Origin of the sequence: Bradyrhizobium lablabi (genome assembly GCF_900141755.1) — a bacterium.
Taxonomy (GTDB): domain Bacteria; phylum Pseudomonadota; class Alphaproteobacteria; order Rhizobiales; family Xanthobacteraceae; genus Bradyrhizobium; species Bradyrhizobium lablabi_A.
The window spans coordinates 4,254,066-4,277,762 of record NZ_LT670844.1; the positions used below are offsets into that span (position 1 = coordinate 4,254,066).

General features: G+C 62.7%; 23 protein-coding genes. 12 read left to right on the forward strand and 11 right to left on the reverse strand.

The window, feature by feature from the left end:
* Positions 1 to 57: 57 nt before the first annotated feature.
* Positions 58 to 780, reverse strand: coding sequence for an RluA family pseudouridine synthase (locus B5526_RS19850; RefSeq protein ID WP_079540779.1), 723 nt, complete (start codon positions 778 to 780; stop codon positions 58 to 60).
* Between the two features lie 28 nt (positions 781 to 808).
* Between B5526_RS19850 and ftsY the strand changes: the two genes are divergently transcribed.
* Together ftsY and B5526_RS19860 are read left to right on the forward strand one after the other, a co-directional pair.
* On the forward strand, positions 809 to 1,750 hold the full coding sequence (gene ftsY, locus B5526_RS19855; RefSeq protein WP_079540781.1) for a signal recognition particle-docking protein FtsY: 942 nt from the start codon (positions 809 to 811) through the stop codon (positions 1,748 to 1,750).
* The gene (locus B5526_RS19860) at positions 1,750 to 2,352 is read left to right on the forward strand and encodes a septation protein A (protein ID WP_079540783.1); all 603 of its coding nucleotides are present in this window, start codon (positions 1,750 to 1,752) and stop codon (positions 2,350 to 2,352) included. Before ftsY ends, B5526_RS19860 begins: the two co-directional genes overlap by 1 nt.
* A 147-nt stretch (positions 2,353 to 2,499) precedes the next feature.
* Here B5526_RS19860 and B5526_RS19865 read toward each other — a convergent pair whose 3' ends face one another.
* From B5526_RS19865 to ccmA, 5 genes are all read right to left on the reverse strand, one after another.
* A complete protein-coding gene (locus B5526_RS19865) occupies positions 2,500 to 3,099 on the reverse strand; it encodes a DsbE family thiol:disulfide interchange protein (RefSeq protein ID WP_079540786.1) in 600 nt (199 codons plus the stop codon).
* A complete protein-coding gene (ccmD, locus tag B5526_RS19870) occupies positions 3,096 to 3,275 on the reverse strand; it encodes a heme exporter protein CcmD (RefSeq protein WP_079540788.1) in 180 nt (59 codons plus the stop codon). Before ccmD ends, B5526_RS19865 begins: the two co-directional genes overlap by 4 nt.
* 5 nt (positions 3,276 to 3,280) lie before the next feature.
* Entirely contained in the window at positions 3,281 to 4,021 is a 741-nt protein-coding gene (locus tag B5526_RS19875; RefSeq protein WP_079540790.1) for a heme ABC transporter permease, read from the reverse strand.
* Positions 4,022 to 4,093: 72 nt separating this feature from the next.
* Positions 4,094 to 4,762: a heme exporter protein CcmB gene (gene ccmB, locus B5526_RS19880; RefSeq protein ID WP_079540793.1), complete on the reverse strand. Its 669-nt coding sequence runs from the start codon at positions 4,760 to 4,762 to the stop codon at positions 4,094 to 4,096.
* A gap of 252 nt (positions 4,763 to 5,014) precedes the next feature.
* Positions 5,015 to 5,629, reverse strand: coding sequence for a heme ABC exporter ATP-binding protein CcmA (ccmA, locus tag B5526_RS19885; RefSeq protein WP_079540795.1), 615 nt, complete (start codon positions 5,627 to 5,629; stop codon positions 5,015 to 5,017).
* Positions 5,630 to 5,865: 236 nt separating this feature from the next.
* Between ccmA and acnA the strand changes: the two genes are divergently transcribed.
* The 3 genes from acnA (at position 5,866) to B5526_RS19900 (ending at position 10,494) form a co-directional block, all read left to right on the forward strand.
* Positions 5,866 to 8,586: an aconitate hydratase AcnA gene (gene acnA, locus B5526_RS19890; protein ID WP_079540797.1), complete on the forward strand. Its 2,721-nt coding sequence runs from the start codon at positions 5,866 to 5,868 to the stop codon at positions 8,584 to 8,586.
* Between the two features lie 175 nt (positions 8,587 to 8,761).
* A complete protein-coding gene (locus B5526_RS19895) occupies positions 8,762 to 9,526 on the forward strand; it encodes a DUF1223 domain-containing protein (RefSeq protein WP_079540799.1) in 765 nt (254 codons plus the stop codon).
* Between the two features lie 596 nt (positions 9,527 to 10,122).
* Positions 10,123 to 10,494 (forward strand): DUF2794 domain-containing protein, encoded by a 372-nt coding sequence (locus B5526_RS19900; protein ID WP_079540801.1) that lies wholly within the window; start codon positions 10,123 to 10,125, stop codon positions 10,492 to 10,494.
* Between the two features lie 127 nt (positions 10,495 to 10,621).
* Here the strand turns inward: B5526_RS19900 and B5526_RS19905 are convergent, their stop codons facing one another.
* The 4 genes from B5526_RS19905 to B5526_RS19920 form a co-directional block, all read right to left on the reverse strand.
* A complete protein-coding gene (locus B5526_RS19905; RefSeq protein ID WP_079540804.1) occupies positions 10,622 to 11,173 on the reverse strand; it encodes a GNAT family N-acetyltransferase in 552 nt (183 codons plus the stop codon).
* Between the two features lie 86 nt (positions 11,174 to 11,259).
* Positions 11,260 to 12,051: a Bax inhibitor-1/YccA family protein gene (locus B5526_RS19910; RefSeq protein ID WP_079540806.1), complete on the reverse strand. Its 792-nt coding sequence runs from the start codon at positions 12,049 to 12,051 to the stop codon at positions 11,260 to 11,262.
* Between the two features lie 313 nt (positions 12,052 to 12,364).
* The gene (locus B5526_RS19915) at positions 12,365 to 14,935 is read right to left on the reverse strand and encodes an ABC transporter permease (RefSeq protein ID WP_079545129.1); all 2,571 of its coding nucleotides are present in this window, start codon (positions 14,933 to 14,935) and stop codon (positions 12,365 to 12,367) included.
* Between the two features lie 17 nt (positions 14,936 to 14,952).
* Positions 14,953 to 15,687 carry an ABC transporter ATP-binding protein gene (locus B5526_RS19920; RefSeq protein WP_079540808.1) on the reverse strand — a complete coding sequence of 245 codons (735 nt, stop codon included), beginning with the start codon at positions 15,685 to 15,687 and terminating at the stop codon, positions 14,953 to 14,955.
* Positions 15,688 to 15,742: 55 nt separating this feature from the next.
* Here B5526_RS19920 and B5526_RS19925 point away from each other — a divergent pair, with 55 nt between their 5' ends.
* Together B5526_RS19925 and thpR are read left to right on the forward strand one after the other, a co-directional pair.
* Positions 15,743 to 16,390 carry an arylesterase gene (locus B5526_RS19925; protein WP_079540811.1) on the forward strand — a complete coding sequence of 216 codons (648 nt, stop codon included), beginning with the start codon at positions 15,743 to 15,745 and terminating at the stop codon, positions 16,388 to 16,390.
* 145 nt (positions 16,391 to 16,535) lie between these two features.
* Complete coding sequence (gene thpR / locus B5526_RS19930) at positions 16,536 to 17,072, forward strand: RNA 2',3'-cyclic phosphodiesterase (protein WP_079540813.1); 537 nt, start codon at positions 16,536 to 16,538, stop codon at positions 17,070 to 17,072.
* 86 nt (positions 17,073 to 17,158) lie between these two features.
* On the opposite strand, the gene B5526_RS19935 is transcribed toward thpR, so the two are convergent.
* Positions 17,159 to 18,289: an IS481 family transposase gene (locus B5526_RS19935; RefSeq protein WP_079540593.1), complete on the reverse strand. Its 1,131-nt coding sequence runs from the start codon at positions 18,287 to 18,289 to the stop codon at positions 17,159 to 17,161.
* Positions 18,290 to 18,564: 275 nt separating this feature from the next.
* Between B5526_RS19935 and zapE the strand changes: the two genes are divergently transcribed.
* The 5 genes from zapE (at position 18,565) to sucD (ending at position 23,662) form a co-directional block, all read left to right on the forward strand.
* Positions 18,565 to 19,749, forward strand: coding sequence for a cell division protein ZapE (gene zapE, locus B5526_RS19940; RefSeq protein ID WP_079540815.1), 1,185 nt, complete (start codon positions 18,565 to 18,567; stop codon positions 19,747 to 19,749).
* A gap of 291 nt (positions 19,750 to 20,040) precedes the next feature.
* Positions 20,041 to 21,009, forward strand: coding sequence for a malate dehydrogenase (gene mdh / locus B5526_RS19945; RefSeq protein ID WP_079540817.1), 969 nt, complete (start codon positions 20,041 to 20,043; stop codon positions 21,007 to 21,009).
* Between the two features lie 52 nt (positions 21,010 to 21,061).
* Positions 21,062 to 22,258, forward strand: coding sequence for an ADP-forming succinate--CoA ligase subunit beta (gene sucC / locus B5526_RS19950; RefSeq protein ID WP_079540819.1), 1,197 nt, complete (start codon positions 21,062 to 21,064; stop codon positions 22,256 to 22,258).
* A 4-nt stretch (positions 22,259 to 22,262) separates the two neighbouring features.
* A complete protein-coding gene (locus B5526_RS19955; RefSeq protein ID WP_079540821.1) occupies positions 22,263 to 22,742 on the forward strand; it encodes a DUF1579 family protein in 480 nt (159 codons plus the stop codon).
* 35 nt (positions 22,743 to 22,777) lie between these two features.
* Entirely contained in the window at positions 22,778 to 23,662 is an 885-nt protein-coding gene (gene sucD / locus B5526_RS19960; protein ID WP_079540823.1) for a succinate--CoA ligase subunit alpha, read from the forward strand.
* The last annotated feature ends 35 nt before the right edge of the window (positions 23,663 to 23,697 follow it).

Consider the following 23,697-nt stretch of genomic DNA (forward strand, 5'->3'; position numbering starts at 1 on the left):
GGTCAAGCCGGGCGACGACAGTGGTGATTGTTGCGAAAGCCCCGCGCTCTCGCGACCCTACTCCCTATTCCACCCGCACGCCCGGAGCCGCTCCTGCAAATGTGCCGGCGCCGGCGCCACCACGCGCACCGGGTCCTTGTTCCTCGAAATCGGGATCACGATCTCGCGGGAATGCAGATGCAGCCGCGGCTCGCCGAAACGGGGACCGTTGCCATAAATATTATCGCCGACAATGGGCCAGCCCATCGCGGCAGCGTGCACGCGCAACTGATGGGTCCGCCCGGTGACCGGTTCGAGCGCGAGCCAGGAAAAACCGTCACCGCGGCCCAGCACTTTCCAGTTGGTGACCGCCGATTGCCCTTCGGGATCGGGCTTCTGCCACCAGCCGCGCTCGGCGTTGAGGCGGCCGATCGGCATGTCGATGGTGCCTTCGTCCTCAGTAGGTCCGCCTTCGACCACCGCCCAATAGGTTTTTGAAATCCTGCCATGCTTGAACAAAAGTCCGAGCGACGCCGTTGCCTTGCGATGGCGTCCGAGCACCAGGCAGCCGGAGGAGTCGCGGTCGAGCCGGTGGGCCAGCACCGGCGGCCGCGGCAGACCGTACCTTAGCGCGTCGAAGGAAGATTCCAGATTGGCGCCGCCCTTGGGGCCGCGATGCACCGGCAGGCCCGCCGGCTTGTCGATCACCAGCATCAGCCCGTCACGATGGAGCACGCGGGCCTGGATTTGCTCCGCGGTCAATTCGGGAACTTCGATCCCTCGGTCAAGGCTTTCACTCATGGCGCGAAACCGCTAACACACCCCCGGCATGAACGACACTCCGGAAAAGACAAAACTGAGCTGGTGGCGGCGGCTGTCCTCTGGGCTGAAGCGCACCTCGAGTTCGCTCGGGACGGCGGTGGCCGATCTTGTCACCAAGCGCAAGCTCGACCGTGCGATGCTCGAGGATATCGAGGACGTGCTGCTGCGCGCCGATTTGGGGACCGAGGTCGCGGCGCGGATTTCGGCCGCGGTAGGCCACGGCCGTTACGACAAGGCGATATCAGCGGATGACGTGAAGTCGGTGGTTGCGACCGAAGTCGAAACGGTGCTTGCCCCGGTGGCAAAGCCGCTCGAGATCGATGGAGCGCAAAAGCCGTTCGTCATTCTCGTGGTCGGCGTCAATGGAAGCGGCAAGACCACCACCATCGGCAAGCTCGCCGCCAAATTTTCCGGCGAAGGCCGCAAGGTGATGCTGGCCGCCGGCGATACGTTCCGCGCCGCCGCGATCGAGCAATTGAAGATCTGGGGCGAGCGCACCAAATCGCCTGTCATCGCGGGCGCGCAAGGCTCGGATTCGGCAAGCCTTGCCTTCAACGCGATCACGGCCGCGCGCGAGCAAAAGCTCGATGTGCTGCTGATCGACACCGCCGGCCGTCTGCAGAACAAGGCCGAACTGATGAACGAGCTTGAAAAGGTCGTCCGCGTCATCAAGAAGGTCGACGCCTCGGCGCCGCATGCGGTGCTGTTGGTGCTGGATGCGACCGTCGGGCAAAATGCACTGTCGCAGGTCGAGGCCTTTCATCGCACCGCGGGCGTCACGGGCTTGGTCATGACAAAACTCGACGGCACCGCGCGCGGCGGCATCCTGGTGGCGCTGGCCGAGAAGCACAAATTACCGGTGCATTTTATCGGCGTCGGCGAAGGTATCGACGATCTCGCGCCGTTTACGGCGCTGGATTTTGCAAAAGCGATCGCAGGGATTGAGTAATGGACAAGACCACGCCGCATCCGTTGTTCAAGCTTGCGACCGAGCTCGGGCCGCTGGTGGTCTTCTTTGTCGCCAACGCCAAATTCCATCTGTTCGTGGCGACCGGCGCCTTCATGGTGGCGATCGTGGCGGCAATGATCGCGTCTTATATGGTGACGCGGCACGTGCCGATCATGACCATCGTCACCGGCGCGATCGTCATCGTGTTCGGCACGTTGACGTTGGTGCTGCACGATGAGACCTTTATCAAGGTCAAGCCGACCATCATCTACGGCCTTTTCGCCGCCACCCTTGGCGGCGGATTGTTGTTCGGCCGCTCCTTCATCGCCATCATGTTCGACCAGATGTTCAATCTGACGCCGCAGGGCTGGCGCATCCTCACCTTTCGCTGGGCGCTGTTTTTCTTCGCGATGGCGATCTTGAACGAGATTGTCTGGCGTACGCAATCGACCGACTTCTGGGTCGCCTTCAAGGCCTTCGGCGTGATCCCGCTGACCATGGTCTTTGCGATCGCGCAGATGCCGCTGACAAAACGCTATCATCTGGAGCCGGTCTCGCTGGAAGCCAGCGATGCGGCCGAGGGCGATGTGAGCAAGAGGTGAGCAGTGCCTCTTCTCCCTCTCCCGCTTGCGGGGGAGGGTCGGGGTGGGGGTGTCTCCGCATAACGCGCTCGTCGAGTGGAGAGACCTTCCCCCGCCCGCCGCGCTTGCGCGCGTCGACCTCCCCCGCAAGCGCGGGAGAGGTGAAGCTCAACTTCCCGCCTTCAGCGCCTTGTCGATCTCGGGTTTGAGCACGCTATCGATATTGTCCGCCGTCACCGGGCCGACCATCTTGTAGACGATGGTGCCTTCGCGGCCGACCACGAACGTCTCCGGCACGCCATAGACGCCCCATTCGATCGCGGCGCGGCCGTTGCCGTCGACGCCGACAATGCCGAACGGATTGCCGTAGCGGCCGAGGAAGCGCCGCGCGTTGTCGGGCGTGTCCTTGTAGTTGATGCCGATCATCTGCAGGCGCTTGTCCTTGCCGAGCTCAGTGAACAGCGGCGCCTCGTCGTGGCAGGGCACGCACCACGAGGCCCAGACATTGACGACGCTGACCTTGCCCTTGAAGGTCGCGGGATCGAGCCCGGGCACCTGGGCGCCGCCTTTGACAAGGTCTTGGAGCGGCGGCAGCGCGGTTTGCGGCGCCGGATGGCCAATCAGCGCGGAGGGGATGCGCGACGGATCGCCACCGCCCAGCCGAAACCAGAAGATCGCGGCTAGGCACGCGAAGGCGACCAGCGGCAGTGCCATCAGCCAATTGCGGCGCTGCGACGGCGCGCCTGACGATGTCGAGGGTTCGCTCATCCGATGTCCACCGCGCTTCGACCGGAACGCCGGCTGACACCGGACGCGTCGAGCTCATGCAATCGTTGCTTCTGGCGCCAATAGTCGATCTCGATCCAGGCAATCAAAATCAGCACCACCACCGTTACCAGTAGATAGGATGTCACAATAAACGACGCGTAGGGGCCAAGCGACATCGCGTTCACGCCGAACGCCGGCCGGCTTGCGCCACCTGCATCATCTGCAAGGCGCGCACCCGGCGGCGCAGGATCTCGTTGCGCATCGCAGCCAACAGCAGCGTGACGAACAATAGCGTAAACGCCACCGCCATCACCAGCAGCGGAATCAGGAAGGCGCGGTCGAGCGTCGGCCCGCCCATCCGGAATACCGAGGCCGGCTGATGCAGCGTATTCCACCAGTCCACCGAGAATTTGATGATCGGCAAATTGATGGCGCCGACCAGGGTGAGGACCGCGGCGGCGCGCGCCGCGCGCGAGGGATCCTCGACCGCCCGCCACAGCGCCATCAGGCCGAGATACATCAGGAACAAAATCAACACCGAGGTCAGCCGCGCATCCCATTCCCAATAGGTGCCCCACATCGGCCGTCCCCACAGCGAGCCCGTCACCAGCGCCAGAAACGTAAAGGCAGCCCCGATCGGGGCGGCGGCCTTGGCGGCGACGTCGGCCAGCGGATGCCGCCACACCAGCGTGCCCAGCGCGGCCACGCTCATCACGCCCCAGACCAGCATCGATAGCCACGCATTCGGCACGTGAATGAACATGATTTTTACAGTCGCGCCCTGCTGGTAGTCGTCAGGCGCGACGGCCGATTGATAGAGCCCGATCGCGAGCAGGATCGCGGTTGCACCCGCAAGCCAGGGCAGGATGCGCGCGGTCAGCGTGAGGAATCTTGTGGGGTTGGCGAGATCGATCAGCGTCATGGCGTCCCTGTTAATGGTCGCGACCGTAGCAGGCAATCTTCATAAAATGCTCTCCGCGAGAGTTGATCGGGGTCAATCCAGCCCGTGCCGCAGGCTTGCGGCTGCGGCAAACGGACCAATGACAAAACTGACCAGCGACAGCGCGCACAGGATCGAAAACGGGGTTCCGAACGGCAGCGGCCCTGATATTGCGGCCTCCGAGGCGGCGACGCCGAATATCAGGACCGGGATCGACAGCGGCAGTACCAGCACCGCCAGCAAGAGGCCGCCGCGATGCAGGGTCACGGCAAGCGCTGCGCCGATCATGCCGGTAAATGTCAGTGCCGGCGTGCCCGCCAGCAGCGTCAACGCGACCGCCGAGGTCGAGGTCGCATCGAGATTCAACAACAGTCCCAATACCGGCGTGGCAATGATCAGCGGCAGCCCGGCGGCGAGCCAATGCGCCAGCGCCTTGGCGGCGCAGGCGAGTTCCAGCGGCGTGCGGCCCATCACGATCAGGTCGAGCGAGCCGTCCTCATGGTCGGCCATGAACAGCCGGTCGAGCGTCAACAGGCTCGCCAAGAGCGCGCCGAGCCAGAGGATGGCAGGCCCAAGCCGGGTCAATAGTTTTAGATCGGGCCCAACCGCGAACGGCATCAACACCACCACAGTGAGGAAGAACAAGACGCCGATCAGCGCCCCGCCGCCGACGCGGAGTGCGATTTTGATGTCTCTCTGAATCAATGCGGCGAGGGCGCTCATGCGGCGCGTCTCCACATCCTAAAGCGTGTGGTGCGATGACCCGACCGCAAGTCCGCATCGCTCCCTCCCCCCTTGCGGGGGAGGGTGGGGGAGAGGGGTGGCCCAGCAAAAGGTGTTCGACGGGATCGCTCTCTCGATAGAAAAGAGTCCATCTTGTTGCCAAACAATAACCAGCACGCCGTGTGGCACCCCTCTCCCTGACCCTCCCCCGCAAGGGGGGAGGGAACGGATGGCGCAGTCGCAAACGGCTTGTCATCGCGCAAAGTCATGACCGTCTCCGATCCGCAATTCCCTGGCTTGCACGCCAAGTGGCGCATGAGTGGCGGCAACGATCAGGCCGCCCCGCGCGAGATGATCGCTCATAAATCCCGCAAACAGGCTTTGCCCGGCGGCATCGAGCGCGTTGGCCGGTTCGTCCAGCAGCCAGATCGGCCGCCGCACGGCGAGCAGCCGGGCGATCGAGAGGCGCCGCCGCTGGCCGGCCGACAGATACGCCGCCGGCAGCTGCGCGGCATGATCGAGCCCCACTTTGGCGAGGTCTTGCATCGCGTCGGACGCTTCGCCGCCGAGATAATTCCGCCAGAAAGAGAGATTTTCCAAGACGCTCAGCGCGGGTTTCAGCGCGTCGCGGTGGCCGAGATAATGGGCCTGTTCCGGAAGCGTCAGTTCGGCCTCGCCGCCCTCGAGCTTGATCGATCCGGCGGCCGGCATCAAAAGTCCCGCGATCAGCCGCAGCAGCGAGGTCTTGCCCGATCCATTCGGGCCGGTGACGGCCAGCGCCTCGCCCGAGGCGATCTCGAAATCGAGCCCGGAAAACACCTCCCGGCCGCCCCGCACACATCCGACACCGCGTCCCGAGAGCCGCATTTTGCCCCTTCACAGCCCTCTAGAAATGTATGGCTACCGCAGCAGAATTTTTGGCTGCCGCAATGCTGCGGCACGATTGTCGGTGTGGCGGTGCCATTGGAAAGATTCTATAAGCCGAAACTTGATGCAGCACACAATCCGCCGCTGCAAGTCATCTGGCCAAGCCTCTCTGATGGATTTGGACGGTGTTCTGATACCCTTGCCGGGTATAACGATAAAAATTGGGATTTCCTCACATGACCTCGCTCGACAGCTTCAAAAGCCAGAAGACCCTCAAGGTCGGCGGCAAGACCTATGTCTATTACAGCCTGCCCGCCGCGGAGAAAAACGGTCTGAAGGGAATCTCCAAGCTGCCTTATTCGATGAAGGTGCTGCTGGAAAACCTGTTGCGCAATGAAGACGGCCGCACCGTGAAGAAGGATGACATCGTAGCCGTCTCCAAATGGTTGAAGAAACGCATGCTCGAACATGAGATCGCGTTTCGCCCGGCGCGCGTGCTGATGCAGGATTTCACCGGCGTGCCGGCGGTGGTCGATCTCGCCGCGATGCGCAATGCGATGCAGAAGCTCGGCGGCGACGCGGAGAAGATCAACCCGCTGGTGCCGGTCGATCTCGTGATCGATCATTCGGTGATCGTGAACTTCTTCGGCGACAACAAGGCCTTCGCCAAGAACGTGGTCGAGGAATACAAGCAAAATCAGGAGCGCTACGAGTTCCTGAAATGGGGCCAGAAGGCGTTCTCGAATTTCTCGGTGGTGCCGCCCGGCACCGGCATCTGCCACCAGGTCAATCTCGAATATCTCGCGCAGACGGTGTGGACCCGCAAGGAGAAGATGACCGTCGGCAAGAAGACCGGCACGTTTGAGGTCGCCTATCCGGATACGCTTGTAGGCACCGACTCTCACACCACCATGGTCAACGGCCTCTCCGTGCTCGGCTGGGGCGTCGGCGGCATCGAGGCGGAAGCCTGCATGCTCGGCCAGCCATTGTCGATGCTGCTGCCCGAAGTGATCGGCTTCAAGCTCAAGGGAGCGCTCAAGGAAGGCGTTACCGCGACCGACCTGGTGCTGACGGTGACCCAGATGCTGCGCAAGCTGGGCGTGGTCGGAAAATTCGTCGAATTCTTCGGCCCCGGGCTCGATTATCTCTCGGTCGCCGACAAGGCGACCATCGGCAACATGGCGCCGGAATATGGCGCCACCTGCGGCTTCTTCCCGGTTGATTCCGAGACCATCGATTATCTGAAAACCTCGGGCCGCAAGTCCGACCGCGTCGCGCTGGTGACCGCCTATGCCAAGGCGCAAGGCCTGTTCCGTACCGCCAAGTCGCCCGATCCGGTGTTCACGGAGACGCTAACGCTCGATCTCGGCGACGTCGTGCCGTCGATGGCCGGACCGAAGCGCCCCGAGGGCCGCGTCGCACTGCCCGCGGTCGCCGATGGTTTTGCCGCGGCGATGGCGACCGAATACAAGAAGGCCGTCGACGCGTCGAAGCGCTATTCGGTCGAGAACCGCAATTTCGATCTGGGCCATGGCGACGTCGTGATCGCGGCGATCACCTCCTGCACCAACACCTCCAATCCCAGCGTCCTGATCGGCGCGGGACTGTTGGCGCGCAACGCCGCCGCCAAGGGCCTGACCGCAAAGCCCTGGGTAAAAACCTCGCTGGCGCCGGGCAGCCAGGTGGTCGCGGAATATCTCTCCAATTCCGGGCTGCAGCTCGATCTGGATAAAGTCGGCTTCAACCTGGTCGGCTTCGGCTGCACCACCTGCATCGGCAATTCCGGCCCCTTGCCGGAGGAGATTTCGAAGTCGATCAACGACAACGGCATCATCGCCGCCGCGGTGCTGTCGGGTAACCGCAATTTCGAAGGCCGCGTCAGCCCGGACGTGCAGGCCAATTATCTGGCCTCGCCGCCGCTGGTCGTGTCCTATGCGCTGGCGGGAACGGTGACGAAGAATCTCGCGGTCGAGCCGCTCGGCACCGGCAAGGACGGCAAGCCGGTCTATTTGAAGGACATCTGGCCGACGACGAAGGAGATCAATTCCTTCATGAAGAAGTACGTGACGTCCTCGATCTTCAAGAAGCGTTACGCCGACGTGTTCAAGGGCGACACCAACTGGCGCAAGATCAAGACCGTGGAGAGCGAAACCTATCGCTGGAACATGAGCTCGACCTACGTGCAGAACCCGCCTTATTTCGAAGGCATGAAGAAAGAGCCGGAACCGATCGTCGATGTCGTCGACGCGCGTATCCTCGCGATGTTCGGCGACAAGATCACCACCGATCACATCTCGCCGGCCGGCGCGATCAAACTGACCTCGCCTGCCGGAAAATATCTGTCCGAGCACCAGGTGCGCCCCGCGGACTTCAATCAATACGGCACGCGGCGCGGCAACCACGAAGTCATGATGCGCGGCACGTTTGCCAACATCCGCATCAAGAATTTCATGCTGAAGGGCGCCGACGGCAATATTCCGGAGGGTGGCCTGACCAAACACTGGCCCGACGGCGAGCAGATGTCGATCTACGATGCCGCGATGAAGTATCAGGCCGAGCACGTGCCGCTGGTGGTGTTCGCCGGCGCCGAATACGGCAACGGCTCGTCGCGCGACTGGGCCGCGAAGGGAACCCGGCTGCTCGGCGTCCGCGCCGTGATCTGCCAGAGCTTTGAGCGCATCCATCGCTCCAATCTCGTCGGCATGGGCGTACTGCCGCTGACTTTCGAGGATGGCCAATCCTGGCAGTCGATCGGGCTGAAGGGCGACGAGACCGTAACCATACGGGGATTGCAGGGCGACTTGAAACCGCGGCAAAAGCTGACGGCGGAGATCGTGTCCGGCGATGGCATGGTGCAGCGCATCTCGCTGTTGTGCCGGATCGATACGCTGGACGAACTCGATTATTATCGGAACGGCGGCATCCTGCACTACGTGCTGCGCAAGCTCGCGGCGTGATGCGAATTGTGAACGGTGGCTCACTGCGAAGTGAGTAGCGAGCAAGGGGGAGGCGGCCTAAGAAGGGCCGCCTTCTTGGCGTTCGGAGGCCGGCGCGATTCAAGCGCCGCAAAGTTAACGACGATGCGGGTGGTCTTGTGAGGTGTTTTTCGATGGGCGTTTCCCGGTTCTCAGTATGACAGCGATGATGGCCTATCATTCGATTTCGCGGTGGTCGGGTGCGCTTGGCGTCTGCGCGATTGTCGCGATCATCCGTCCGGCCCATGCCGATCCGCGCGCGGTGGTGGAGCTGTTCACGTCGCAGGGATGCTCTTCCTGTCCGCCCGCCGACAAGATCCTGGGCGAGCTCGCCAAGGATCCGTCGATCATCGCGCTGAGTATGCCGATCGATTACTGGGACTATCTCGGCTGGAAGGATACGCTGGCGGATTCGCGCTTCAGTGCGCGGCAGAAAGCCTATTCCCAGATGCGTGGCGATCGCGAGGTCTACACCCCGCAAGTCGTCATCAATGGATCCGCGCATGTGGTCGGCAGCGACCGCGCCGGGATCGAAAGCGCGATCGGCGCTACCCGAAAGGCCGACGGCGTGATGTCGGTGCCGGTGTCGATGACGCAATTGGGCAAGCAGATCACCGTATCGGTCGCAGCTTCCGCCAAGGGTCCCGCCGCGATGCACGGCGAGGTCTGGATCTGCTCGATCTCGAAGTCGATACCGATTTCAATCGGCCGTGGCGAGAATAGCGGTCACGAAGTCACCTACCACAATGTGGTGCGCAACCTGCTCAAGCTGGGCGACTGGACCGGCAGTCCCGGCAGTTGGACCGTGCCGCTGGAAAACATCTCGCGTGACGGCGTCGACGGCGCGGTGGTCTATGTCCAGGACGGCAGTCACGACAGACCGGGCCCGATGCTCGGCGCGGCCTACACGACACTGCACTGAAATAATTCTGTTCCCTCTCACTCGTCATTCCGGGGCGCGCGTTAGCGCGAGCCCGGAATCTCGCACCGACAATTTCTAGATTCCGGGTTCGCGCTTCGCGCGCCCCGGAATGACGATTTCAAAAGAAAAAGCACCCCCCAAAAAGAAAAAGGACCAACTCTCGTTGGCCCAGTGCGGGGATAGACTATCCTGCGGAACAGGCCCGATCCCCACGGCCCCGGGGGGCTGGGGGCTGAGGAATCCGGAACCGAAAGGACCGGGCCAACGCAGGATTATCTTTTCGCAGCGCAGGAGGGCAGGCGCTTGGCGGAAGTGGGGCGGTATTATGATTCCGCTAACGTTCCCGTGACGGCCCAAATCATGATCCGAAATTGGATCGCGATCTCATCTCCTTGTTTGAGCGTGATGTTTTGGAAAAACCGGTCCCGTGCTTCGGATCATGGTTCCAAATCGTGCAAATGCACATCAGGGCTTTTGGCTCGATCGGGCGCAACAAGTACGTCAAGTACGTCGCGGGTTGATTCGGTCGCAGCCGCCCTCTTGCAGCCGCGTGCAGTTGGCGCAATCATGTAGGTTCGATGACCAGGAGTTGCGCCATGAGTTTGATCTCGGAGGAAGCCGATCCAAGCGAGAACCGCGCAGCGGCGCGCACGGCCGCTGCGGGTACCTTGCCAAATCGGGTGACGTTTAATCGTTTCGAACTCAATCGCATTTTGAATCTGTACGGCCGCATGGTGGCCGATGGCGAATGGCGCGACTATGCTATCGATTTCCTCCGGGATCGCGCGGTGTTCTCGGTGTTCCGCCGCGCCTCCGAAGTTCCGATCTACCGGATCGAGAAAGACCCGCGGCTGGCGCGCAAGCAGGGCATCTACAGCGTGATCTCAGCAACCGGCCTGATCCTGCGCCGCGGCCACGAACTCGATCGTGTGCTCTTGGTGATCGACCGCAAATTGGCGGTGGTGTAGCGCGAACTAGCTCCGTCATTCCGGACCAGCGCGCAGCGCTGGATCCGGAATCCCGGGATTGGTGAGCAATTTGCGGCGCGAGATTCCGGGTTCGCGCCAAGGCGCGCCCCGGAATGACGGCAAACAACTAGCGCTGCGCCTGTGCTGAATCGTCCGCCGGCAATGTCGCCGCACCTTCTCCCAGCGCGCGCTGCATCATCACGGTGTCGAGCCAGCGGCCGAATTTGAAGCCGACATCGGGATGGGTCCCGATCATCTGAAATCCGCATTTCGTATGCACGCCGATCGATCCGGCATTGGCGGAATCGCCGATGACGGCGATCATCTGCCGATAGCCGCGCGCCTCTGACTCCGTGATCAGCCGTCGCATCAGTTGCAGCCCGATGCCTCGCCTGTGGATCGCGGGCTCGAGATAGACCGAATTCTCCACCGTGAAGCGATAGGCCGGTCGCGGCCGGTAAGCGCCCGCGTAGGCATATCCGACCACGCGGCCTTCGAGGGCTGCGACGAAATAGGGAAAGCCTCCGTCCATCAGTGTGGCGAAACGCCTTGTCATCTCGGCAAGATCCGGCGGGATCAGTTCGAATGTCGCCGTGCCGTAAAGCACCGCGTGCTCGTAGATCGCGGTAATGGCGGGAAGGTCGGCCGCGAGCGTCGGCCTGATTTCAAGCGGGGACATGGCCAGAGATTATTTTTGCCCGCGGCAAAAGAAAAGCCCCGGCGCTAAGGCCGGGGCTTCAATTCGTCCGTTTTTGGCTTAAGCGATCAGTCGCGCTGGCCGAGCAGCTGCAAGAGCAGCGTGAACAGGTTGATGAAGTTCAAGTAGAGCGACAGCGCGCCGGTGATCGCCGCCCGCTCCGCAATGTCACCGCCCTGCGAGGCATAGCCGTAGATGTAGTCGTTCTTCAGCCGCTGGGTGTCGTAGGCGGTGAGGCCCGCGAACACCAGCACGCCAACCACCGAGACGATGAACTGCAGCATCGAGCTCGCCAGGAACAGATTGACCAGGCTCGCGATGATGATGCCGATCAGGCCCATGAAGAGGAACGACCCCATCGCGGTCATGTCACGCTTGGTGGTGTAGCCGTAGAGGCTGAGCGCACCGAAGGTCGCCGCGGTGATGAAGAACACCCGCACGATCGAGGTATGGGTATACACCAGGAAGATCGACGACAGCGAAATGCCCATCAGCGCCGAGAACACCCAGAACAGCATCTGGGCGGTCGCCGGCTTGAGCCGGTTGATGCCGGCCGAAATCGCGAACACCATGGCGAGCGGCGCCAGGATGAACAGCCATTTCAGCGGGCTCACGAACATCGCGTAGCCGAACGGCGTCAGGAAGGCGTTGCCAATCTTGGCGGCGGCGCCCGACGGATCGCTGGTCACCGCCGCCATGTAAACGCCGAGCGCGGCAAGGCCGGTGATGGCAAGGCCGATGCTCATGTAATTGTAGATGCGCAGCATGTAGGCGCGCAGACCGGCGTCGACGGTCGCGGCGTCAATGCGCCCGGCGGCCCGGCCGAAAGGAGAAGCGTAGTTGCGGTCTAGGTCCGACATGGTCGAATTCCCATTTGTTGGTCCGGCGGAGCGCAAGGGGGTTTGCGACGCCGGTTAGTCAAGAAATCTACCCCAGATAGCGCCGTTTGCTGACATTAATTTTGCGTTATGCAATTTGTGTCGGGCAAGCGGCATCTGAGCCTGGAATGGTATGTGGGAAACTAGCACAGTCACGGCAAGCTTCCATGCGCGGCTGAATGTCGCTCCGTGCCGTTATAGGGCGATAAGGGCGCCGGTCGGTGTCACAAAAACGGGCATTCCTGACGCCCAGCGGTATGCCATTTCCCCGACATAAGCCCGGTGCTTCAATTTGTCATAAATTCCGCAACACCGTGGCGGGTTTCTGGTTGAGGGCCAATAGCGTGCCTGCGAGCCCGAGCCCGACCGTGACGACCAGCGCCGCCGCGACCACGCCGGCGGCGCTGCCGGCCTGCCAGACGAAGCTCAGCGTCATCAGCCGGGTCACGATCAGCCAGGCCGCGACCGACCCCGCGATCACGCCGAAAACCGCGGTCGCAAAGCCGATCATCAGATATTCCAGCGCATAGGCGCCGAGCAGCCGTGCCCTTGTGGCGCCGAGCGTCTTCAGGATCACCGCGTCATAGACCCGGTGGCGATGCCCGGCGGCGAGCGCCCCGCCCAGCACCAGGATGGCCGAGATCAAGGTCACCGCGCTGGCGCCGCGGATCGCCAGCACCAGATTGGCGACGACGCTTCCGATGGTCTCCAGCGCCTCGCGGACCCGCACGCTCGTCACCATCGGGAACGCATCGGCGACCGATTTGATGATCTTGGCGTCGCCGGCCGAATCCGGATGGGTTTCGGTCAGCGTCGCGATATGGGTATGCGGCGCGCCCTTGAACGCATTGGGAGAGAACACCAGGACAAAATTGATGCCGAGGCTCTGCCAGTCGACGTTGCGCATATTGCCGATCGTGGCGTGGATGTCGCGGCCGAGCACGTTGACGACGATCTCGTCGCCGATTTTCAAGGAAAGTCCGTCGGCGATTTTCTTCTCGATCGAGATCAGTGGCGGCCCGTTATAGTCAGGGCCCCACCATTCGCCTTCGACGATCTTGGAGCCCTTCGGGATTTCGCCGGTATAGGTCAGGCCGCGGTCGCTTTGCAGCACCCATTCGGAATCGGTCGAAGCTTTCAGGTCCTCCGCCTTGACGCCGCGGGCGGAGACGATGCGCCCGCGCAGCATCGGCACGTCCTCCACCGTCGATCCCGGCGCGGTGGTTTTGAGGAATTCGCCGAAGCGGCCGGCTTCCGTGGTCGGAATATCGATGAAGTAGAACGACGGCGCGCGATCCGGCAGCGCCGCCAAGAATTGCCGCCGCAGATTGCCGTCGATCTGCGTGATGGTGACCAGCACGGCAAGCCCCAGGCCGAGCGACATCACGACCGACGGGGTGAGCGCGCCCGGCCGGTAGATATTGGAGATCGCCAGCCGCAGCATCGGGGAGCGGGTCCGCGGCAGCCGGCGCGCCAGCGCCATCAATCCGGCCGCAATACCGCGCAACAGCGCGAACACCACGACCGAGGAGACAACGAACACCGCCGCGACCCGCTTGTCGTAGGCTAGCCCGATCACGACCGCGACCAACAGCGCGATCACGAGCGCCATCAGCGCGAGGTAGCGCCAGCGCGGGCGATGCCATTCGCTCGATACCGCTTCGCGAAACAAAGCCGCCACCGGTACGTCATGTACCCGGCCGAGCGGCCACAGTCCAAAGGCCAGCGCAGTCAGAAGGCCATAGACGAACGACAGCGCCAGCTCGTCCGGATGCAGCGCCGGCACCACCGGCAGCGGTAGCAATTTGCCGAACACGCCGACGATGATGAAGGGCAGCGCCGCACCGAGCGCCAGCCCAATCACCGAGCCGATGCCCGCGAGCACGATCACTTGCGTCAGGTAAATCGTAAAGACGTCGCGGCCGGTGGCGCCGAGCGCCTTGAACGCCGCGATGACGTCGCGTCGGCGATCGATATGGCTCTTCACGGCGTTGGCGACGCCGACGCCGCCGACCAAAAGCGCCGCGAGGCCGACCAGCGTCAGGAATTGCGTAAAACGGCTGATGGTGCGCTCGAGCTGCGGCGAGGCGTTGCTGCGGCTTCTGATCTCCCAGCCGGCCTCCGGCTGCGCCTTTCGCGTATCGTCGATCAGCGCAGTCGCGGCGCGATCGGAGGCCGCGTCATCAGGCAGTTTTACCCGATAGATCCAGCGCACCAGGCTGCCCGGTTGCAGCAATTCGGTGGCGCGCAAGCCCGCTTCGCCGACCAGGAAGCGCGGACCGAGACCGACGCCGCCGGCGAGCTTGTCCGGTTCGGTCTCGACCACGCTGCGGATCTGGAAATTCGCGCTGCCGATCGAGACGCGGTCGCCGAGTTTGAGATCGAGCCGCGCCAGCAAGGTCGAATCGACCGCCGCGCCGAACGCGCCGTCGCGCTCACTCAAAAGATCGGCCAGCGGCATTTTGGGTTTCAGCGCCACCTCGCCCAGCATCGGATAATTACCGTCGACCGCCTTGAGCTCGACCAAAGCGAGCCGGCCGTCGCCCGTGCGCGCCATCGCCCGCAAGGTCGCCGCGACCGAGACTTCGCCGCGCGACCGGAGAAAGGCGACTTCGTCCGGCTTGGCTTCGCGCTGGATCAGGGAAAACGCGACGTCGCCGCCGAGCAGCGTGCGCCCCTCGCGCGCCAGTCCCTCGCCAAGGCTCGCCGCGACCGATCCGACACCTGAGATCGCCATCACGCCGAGCGCGATGCAGGCGATGAAAACATAAAAGCCGCGCAAGCCGCCGCGCAATTCGCGCAGCGCATAGCGCAGCGCAAGCGATGACGCGCGATCGCCCGAGTTCGGTTCGGAATCAGATGCAATCCGTTCGGTGAGGGTGGTCATGAAGCGGCTTTGCGCTCGGCCGTCTGCCCATCGATCCGGCCCGAGCGCAGCCGCACCACGCGATCGCAGCGCTGCGCCAGCGCGGTGTCGTGGGTGACGAGCACCAGCGTCATGCCGCGCTCGGCGTGTTTGGTGAACAGGAGGTCGACGATCTGTTTTCCCGTCGCTTCGTCGAGATTACCGGTGGGTTCATCCGCCACCAGGATCGCGGGATCGGGCGCCAGCGCCCGGGCGAGCGCGACGCGCTGCTGCTCACCGCCGGACAATTGCGTGGGATAGTGATGCAGCCGGTCGCCGAGACCGACCGAGCTGAGTTCCTGCGCCGCGCGCTCCGCCGCATCGGGATTGCCGGCGAGCTCCAGCGGCACCGCGACGTTTTCCAGCGCCGTCATGGTCGGGATCAGATGAAACGACTGGAACACGATGCCGACCTGGCGGCCGCGGAAGCGCGCGAGCGCGTCCTCGTCGAGGGCATTGAAAGGGGTGCCGTTGACCACCACCTCTCCGCTGTCAGGCCGTTCCAATCCCGCCATCACCATCAGCAGAGTGGATTTCCCAGAACCTGAAGGCCCGATCAAGCCGAGCGCCTCACCCGAGGCCACGCGCAGGCTGATATCTTTCAGGATGTGAACCCGCGCGGCGCCGGTGCCGAGCGAGAGATTGACGTTTGAGATGGCAATGGTGTCCGGCTCGAGGCCAGATAGCGATGAGGGTTCGATGAGACTGTCCATGGCTCGGTCATATGGCAATTTGGCTAGCGCGGTCGAGAGGCAGCTCGGTCTGTTCATGCAAATGCTCGTGTTGGCCGTGTTTCTGATAGCCGCGGGCACGGCATTTGCTCAAACGCCGGCCTCCAATATGGCAAAACCGATCAAGATGGTCGTATTGGGGGATTCGCTGAGCGCCGGGCTCGGCCTTCCGGCCCAATCGGCGTTCCCGGAGCGCCTGCAAAAAGCCCTAAAGGCCAAGGGGATAGAGGTCGATATGATCAATGCCGGGGTGTCCGGCGATACTTCCTCCGGCGGCCGCGACCGGCTCGACTGGTCGGTGCCGGAGGGGACCGACGCCGTGATCCTCGAACTCGGCGCCAACGACGCTCTTCGCGGCATCGATCCGGCCGTGACCCGCGCCGCGCTGTCGGACATCCTGACCCGGTTGAAGGCGCGCAAGATCAAGGTTCTGCTGTGTGGGATGGTGGCGCCGCCGAATTACGGCAGCGACTATTCGGCGCGCTTCAACGCGATCTATCCGGATCTGGCGAAGTCGTTCGCCGTGACGCTTTACCCGTTCTTCCTGGACGGCGTCGCCGCCAACCCGAAGCTCAATCAGGCGGATGGGATGCATCCGACCGCCGACGGCGTCGATGTCGTCGTCCAAAATATTTTGCCCACGGTGCAGGCATTTGTTGGAGCGATATCCGGGCAACCCAGTTGAAAAACAGGCAGTGCTAACCCTAACGCGATGTTTTGCCGAAAGCTTTCCAATCTGCTAACGCCGGATGCTTCGCAGAGTCACATAACTACGATACAAAATATCGATCGGTGATTCGTTACCGGGTTTCAGCATCGGGAGTCATGCGATGCCGCGTTTGTTTACTGGACTGGAAATTCCGGCCGAGATCGGCCAGACCCTTTCCAATTTGCGGGGTGGCCTCCCAGGCGCCCGCTGGATCGACCCCGAAAATTATCACGTCACCTTGCGCTTCATCGGCGATATCGACGGCATTGCGGCCAACGAAATCGCCTCGATGCTGTTTCGGGTCAACCGCAAGCCGTTCGACGTCACCCTGCAGGGCCTGGCGAGCTTTGGCGGGCGCAAGCCGCGCGCGGTGGTGGCCTCGGTGGTGCCGAGCCGGCCGCTGATCGAGCTGCAGGCCGAGCTGGAACGCCTGATGCAGCGCATCGGGCTTGACCCGGAAGGGCGAAAGTTCACTCCGCACGTGACCCTGGCGCGATTGCGCGACGCCTCCAACCAGGATGTCGCGGATTATCTGTCGGTACGCGGATATTTCCCGACCACGGTGTTTAAGGCCTCGCGCTTCGTGCTGTTTTCCTCCCGAGCCTCGACCGGCGGCGGGCCCTATGTGGTCGAGGATTCCTACGCGCTGAGCGCGTAGAGCCAAGCCCGCAACTGTCATCGCCCGGCTTGATGTACGGCCCGGGGACATGGGTAACACCGTTCGGAGACATGGGTAACACAGGTTCATTGAACATCATTTCGCAGATCGATGCATGCGATTTGGTGAGCTCCGAAGAAGACACCGAACTTGCCTTCCGTGGCGAGGGGCCTGATGGCCAGAAGCTCGCCACGGAAGGCTTCCGGAGCGCGCCAGCGCCGTTTACCGAAGCGGAAGTTGGCCTTTTGCGCGCTGGCCCTGCGCACGATCGCCCCTTCCTCATATTCTGGCTCGCGCAGCTTGCCTGGCAATGAACGGGAACTTGGCCGATACCGGTTTGATGGCACGTCATAGTTCAAGGATTGGTGCGGACGCTCGGTATTATAGACGTGCCGCCAACGGTCGAATGCCTTCTGCAGCTCGCGCGCGGTTCTGAATGTCGTCATGGACAGTACTTCGGCCTTCAGTGTGCGATGGAAGCGCTCGTTCTTACCTTTGGTCTGTGGATGATGCGGGCGCGCGTAGATAACGTCGACGCCGAGCTTGAGCAACCAGACACGGAGTTTGGTCCATCGGACCTCAGAGCAAGTGCCCCAAGGCACGCCGTTGTCGACCAGGAACGCGTTCGGCAGGCCATAGCGGCGGAACGTCTGTTCGAGGTGCTGCTGGACCGTCTCACTCTGCTCATTGGTGCAGGCCTGTAGGCACAGGGCATAGCGAGAGTGGTCGTCGACCATGGTGAGCGGGTGACACATCTGTCGATCGCCCAGAGCGAAGCGTCCCTTGAAGTCCATCTGCCAGACGTCGTTGGGAGCCGGATGCTCGAAGCGGGTGTATTGCGGTGGCTGCGCAGGTGGCGGGATGCGGTCATGCCGGCTCAAAATGGCGTGGACCGTCGATGCCACCGGTACGCTCTCGAGTTCGTCCTCCAGACGGCGGCGGATCTTGCGCGCGCCCCACGCCGGATGCGCATCCCGGATCTCCAAAACTGCCGCTTCGATCCCCTGGGGGCTTCGCTTTGGAGACACGTACGGACGCCGGGAGCGATCCCGCGCCCATTCCTTCTCGTCGGCAATCGCCCTAGCCAACCATTTGTAGCCAGTCTTCGGACTGATCCCGAACCGACGGCACAGCTCCCGCCGGTTTACGTCCGGCTGCCGGAACAGCCGAACGAACTCTTTCCTCTGATCCATGAATGACACCTCGCGCCACGGCATGTCGGCCTCCTGAGCCTGTCCATGCCGCCGATGTGTTACCCATGTCTCCGAACGGTGTTACCCCTGTCCCCGGGCCGTATACTTGATCGGGCGACCCAGTACGCCGCGGCTTCTCGATTCAATCACCGGCGCCTCTGGAATACTGGATCGCCCGGTCAAGCCGGGCGACGACAGCCTGCCGTAAAGCGGCATCGTGCTCCTCAAGTTTATCCGCATACCCCCTGCACCAATTCTCGGCTTGCAATTTCGGCCGTGTTGGGGCCGTAAAGGGGGCCATGCTGTCTCCACCATCTGCCACGTTCCGCGCCCAGTATCAGGCCCTCGTCTCCTCCGGCGCGATCGAGGCCGATGCGGCGCAGGCGGAGGCCGCCGAGGCGTTGTCCAATCTCGAGCAGCGGCTTGCGAACTACAAGCCGGCGCGCAAGCAGGGCCTGTTGGGCCGGCTGTTTACCGACAAGAATGGCGGACCGCCGCGCGGTCTCTATGTCTACGGCGAGGTTGGCCGCGGCAAGACCATGCTGATGGATCTGTTTTTCCAGCACAGTCCGGTCGAGCACAAGCGCCGCGCCCATTTCCACGAATTCATGGCCGAGGTGCATGAGCGGATTTATGCCTTTCGCCAGAATATCGCGCGCGGCGAGATCGCCGACGGCGATGTGATCGCGCTCACGGCCGGCGCGATCTTCGATGAGGCCTGGCTTTTGTGCTTTGACGAATTTCACGTCACCGACATCGCGGACGCGATGATCCTCGGACGGCTGTTCGCAAAATTGTTCGAACTCGGCACCGTGGTGGTGGCGACCTCCAACGTCGCGCCCGAGGATCTCTACAAAGGCGGGTTGAACCGGGCGTTGTTTCTGCCGTTCATCGCGGAGATCGCCGAGCATATGGACGTGCTGCAGCTCAATGCCCGCACCGATTTCCGGCTGGAAAAACTCGCCGGCGTAAAGATGTGGCTGGTGCCGGCCGATCGCGCAGCCGATGCCGCGCTCGACAAAGCCTGGGCGAAAATGACCGGCAATGCGCCCTGCAAGCCGCGCGATATTTCGGTCAAGGGCCGCATTCTGCGCGTGCCGTGTTCGGCCAACGGCGTGGCGCGCTATTCTTTTGCCGAAATCTGCGAAGTACCGCTCGCCGCCTCGGACTATTTGCGGCTTGCGCACGACTATCACACCATTCTGATCGACCACATTCCGGTGATGGACTACGACGAGCGCAACGCCGCCAAACGGTTCATCGCGCTGATCGACACCCTCTATGACAACGCCGTGAAGCTGATGGCCTCCGCCGCGGCCGATCCGATGTCGTTGTATGTCGCGACCGACGGCAGCGAGGCCAACGAATTCAAGCGGACCTCGTCGCGGCTGATCGAGATGAGTTCGGAATCCTATTTGGCACTGCCCCACGGCCACAAGGATTCCGCAGCGAGCGGGTCCAGCACGGGGCTGGTGGAGACGTGACGGCGCCAGCGGCCGTCATTGCGAGATTTCCCGCCGTCATTGCGAGCGGAGCGAAGCAATCCATCGAGCCGAGCAAGCGGTATGGATTGCTTCGCGCAGCCTGTCATCGGGCGGCGCTTCGCACCGAGCCGTTGGCTCGCAATGACGGGGGAACGGGCGCGCCCTGGTCGAAATCAAGGCAAGGCCGACAATTGGGCACGCCGCGACTTGAACGTATCAGGCGAAAGGGATAACCAGCTTTTAAGCTTCTTCTCCACCCTCACTCCTTGACCTTCAAAGGACAGATTTCCCATGGCGCGCAACAAGATTGGATTGATTGGCTCCGGCCAGATCGGCGGAACGCTGGCTCATCTCATCGGTCTGAAGGAACTCGGCGACGTCGTGCTGTTCGACATCGCCGAGGGCGTGCCGCAGGGCAAGGCGCTCGATATCGCGCAATCCTCACCCGTGGACGGGTTCGACGCGCATTTTACCGGCGCCAATTCCTATGAGGCGCTCGACAACGCCAATGTCTGCATCGTCACCGCCGGCGTGCCGCGCAAACCCGGCATGAGCCGCGACGACCTCTTGAGCATCAATCTGAAGGTGATGGAGCAGGTCGGCGCCGGCATCAAGAAATACGCCCCCGACGCCTTCGTCATCTGCATCACCAATCCGCTCGACGCCATGGTATGGGCGCTGCAGAAGGCCTCCGGCATGCCGCACAAGAAGGTGGTGGGCATGGCGGGCGTGCTGGATTCTTCGCGCTTCCGCTATTTCCTGGCCGATGAGTTCAACGTCTCGGTCGAGGACGTCACCGCCTTCGTGCTGGGCGGCCATGGCGATACCATGGTGCCGCTGGTGCGGTATTCCACGGTGGCCGGCATTCCCTTGCCTGATCTGGTCAAGATGGGCTGGACCTCGCAGGCGCGGATCGACGAGATCGTCGACCGCACCCGCAACGGCGGCGCCGAAATCGTCAACCTCTTGAAGACCGGATCGGCGTTCTATGCGCCGGCGGCATCCGCTGTGGCGATGGCCGAGAGCTACCTCAAGGACAAGAAGCGCGTGATGCCGTGTGCGGCCTATCTCAACGGCGAATATGGCGTGAAGGACATGTATGTCGGCGTACCCGTCGTGATCGGATCGAAGGGCGTCGAGCGCATTGTCGAGATTGAGCTCGCCGGCAAGGAGCGCGAGGCCTTCGACAAGTCGGTCGGCGCGGTGCAGGGTCTGGTCGATGCCTGCAAGAAGATCGCGCCGGATCTGCTCGGCCGTTGATCGCGTTCCAAATCCAGCCGCGCTGATTTTTTCGGCTTTCAGGGGCAGTTTGATGAATATCCACGAATACCAGGCCAAGGCGCTGCTGCATGAATTCGGCGTGCCGATCTCGAAGGGCGTGCCGGTGCTGCGGGCGGCCGATTCCGACGCCGCCGCCAAAACGCTTCCCGGCCCGATCTGGGTGGTGAAGAGCCAGATCCACGCCGGCGGCCGCGGCAAGGGCAAGTTCAAGGAGGCGAGCGCCGGCGGCAAAGGCGGCGTGCGCATCGCCAAGTCGGTCGCCGAGGTCAACCAATTCGCCAAGGAGATGCTGGGCGCAACGCTCGAGACGGTACAGACCGGGCCGCACGGCAAGCAGGTCAACCGGCTCTATATCGAGGAAGGCTCCGACATCGACAAGGAGTTTTACCTCTCGATCCTGGTCAACCGGGAAACCAGCGAAGTCTCCTTCGTGGTCTCGACCGAAGGCGGCGTCAATATCGAGGACGTCGCCCACAACACGCCTGAGAAGATCGTGACCTTCTCGGTCGATCCGGCGACCGGCATCATGGCGCACCACGGCCGCACCGTTGCCAAGGCGTTGGGCCTGTCAGGCGATCTGGCAAAACAGGCGGAAAAACTGGCGACGCAGCTCTATACGGCGTTCGTCGCCAAGGACATGGCGATGCTGGAGATCAACCCGCTGGTGGTGACCAAACAGGGCGATCTGCGCGTGCTCGACGCCAAGGTGTCGTTCGACGACAACGCGCTGTTTCGCCATCCCGAAGTGGCGGCGCTGCGCGACGAAACCGAGGAAGACGCCAAGGAAATCGAGGCCTCGAAATACGATCTCAATTACGTCACCCTCGAAGGCAATATCGGCTGCATGGTCAACGGAGCTGGTTTGGCCATGGCGACGATGGACATCATCAAACTCTACGGCCTGGCGCCGGCGAACTTCCTCGATGTCGGCGGCGGCGCCGACAGGACCAAGGTTACCGCCGCCTTCAAGATCATCACCGCCGATCCCAATGTGAAGGGTATCCTGGTCAACATCTTCGGCGGCATCATGAAATGCGATATCATCGCCGAGGGCGTGGTCGCCGCGGTCAAGGAAGTCGGCCTCAAAGTGCCGCTGGTGGTGCGGCTCGAGGGCACCAATGTCGATGCCGGCAAGAAGATTCTTCGGGAGAGCGGCCTCAACGTGGTGCCGGCCGATAATCTCGACGACGCCGCGCAGAAGATCGTCAAGGCCGTGAACGGAGGGTAAGCCAATGCCCGAAGACCATCTCGTCGCACCGTCGGCGCTGGAGGCGCATCGCAAGCTCGCGGCCTTCGCGGGCGAATGGAATGGCGAAGAGGTGGTATTTCCGTCGCGCTGGAACGCCGGCGGGCCCGCCACCTCGCATGTTGTGGCGCGCATCGACCTCAACGGCTTTTATCTGATCCAGGACACCCGCCAGATGCGCGACGGCAAGGAGACCTTCGCCACCCATGGCGTGTTCACCTATGACCGCGAGGATCGGCTCTACAAATTGTACTGGCACGATTCGCTCGGCTACTTCCCGCCGTCGCCGGCCTCCGGCGGCTGGAGCGGCAAGACGCTGACGCTCGTCCGCGGCTCGCTGCGCGGCAACGCGCGCCACGTCTATGAAGTCATCGACGACAACAGCTACGCCATGAAAATCCAGTTCTCGCCCGACGCCGAAGGATGGTCCGACGTGCTCACCGGCGTTTACCGGCGGATCAACTGACCCTTATCGACCGTCTCGCGAAAGCAATCCCAACCATGTCCATCCTGATCGGCAAGAACACAAAAGTCATCTGCCAGGGTTTTACCGGCAAGAACGGCACCTTTCATTCGGAAGCGGCGATCGCTTACGGCACAAAAATGGTCGGCGGGACGTCGCCGGGCAAAGGCGGCTCGACGCATCTTGGCCTGCCCGTGTTCGACACCGTTCAGGAGGCAAAGGAAAAGACAGGCGCCGATGCATCCGTGATCTATGTGCCGCCGCCCGGCGCGGCGGACGCGATCTGCGAAGCCATCGATGCCGAAATTCCTTTGATCGTCTGCATCACCGAAGGCATTCCGGTGCTCGACATGGTGCGCGTAAAACGTTCGCTGTCGGGGTCGAAATCGCGGCTGATCGGGCCCAACTGCCCGGGCGTAATGACGGCCGGCGAATGCAAGATAGGCATCATGCCAGCGAATATCTTCAAGCCCGGCAATGTCGGCATCGTCTCGCGGTCGGGCACGCTGACCTATGAGGCGGTGTTCCAGACCACCCAGGAGGGCCTCGGCCAGACCACCGCGGTCGGCATCGGCGGCGACCCGGTCAAGGGCACCGAATTCATCGACGTGCTGGAGATGTTTTTGGCCGACCCAAAAACCACCTCGATCGTCATGATCGGCGAGATCGGCGGCTCGGCGGAGGAGGATGCCGCCCAGTTCCTCAAAGACGAGGCCAAACGCGGCCGCAAGAAGCCGATGGTCGGCTTCATCGCCGGTGTCACCGCTCCTCCCGGCCGCCGCATGGGCCATGCCGGCGCGATCATCTCCGGCGGCAAGGGCGATGCCGGCTCCAAGACCGCGGCTATGGAATCGGCCGGAATCACGGTCTCCCCGTCGCCCGCGCGGCTCGGACATACCCTTGCCGAAAAATTGAAGTCATAATTCATTCTTTGGTTCTTTTACGGGCGAACATTCAC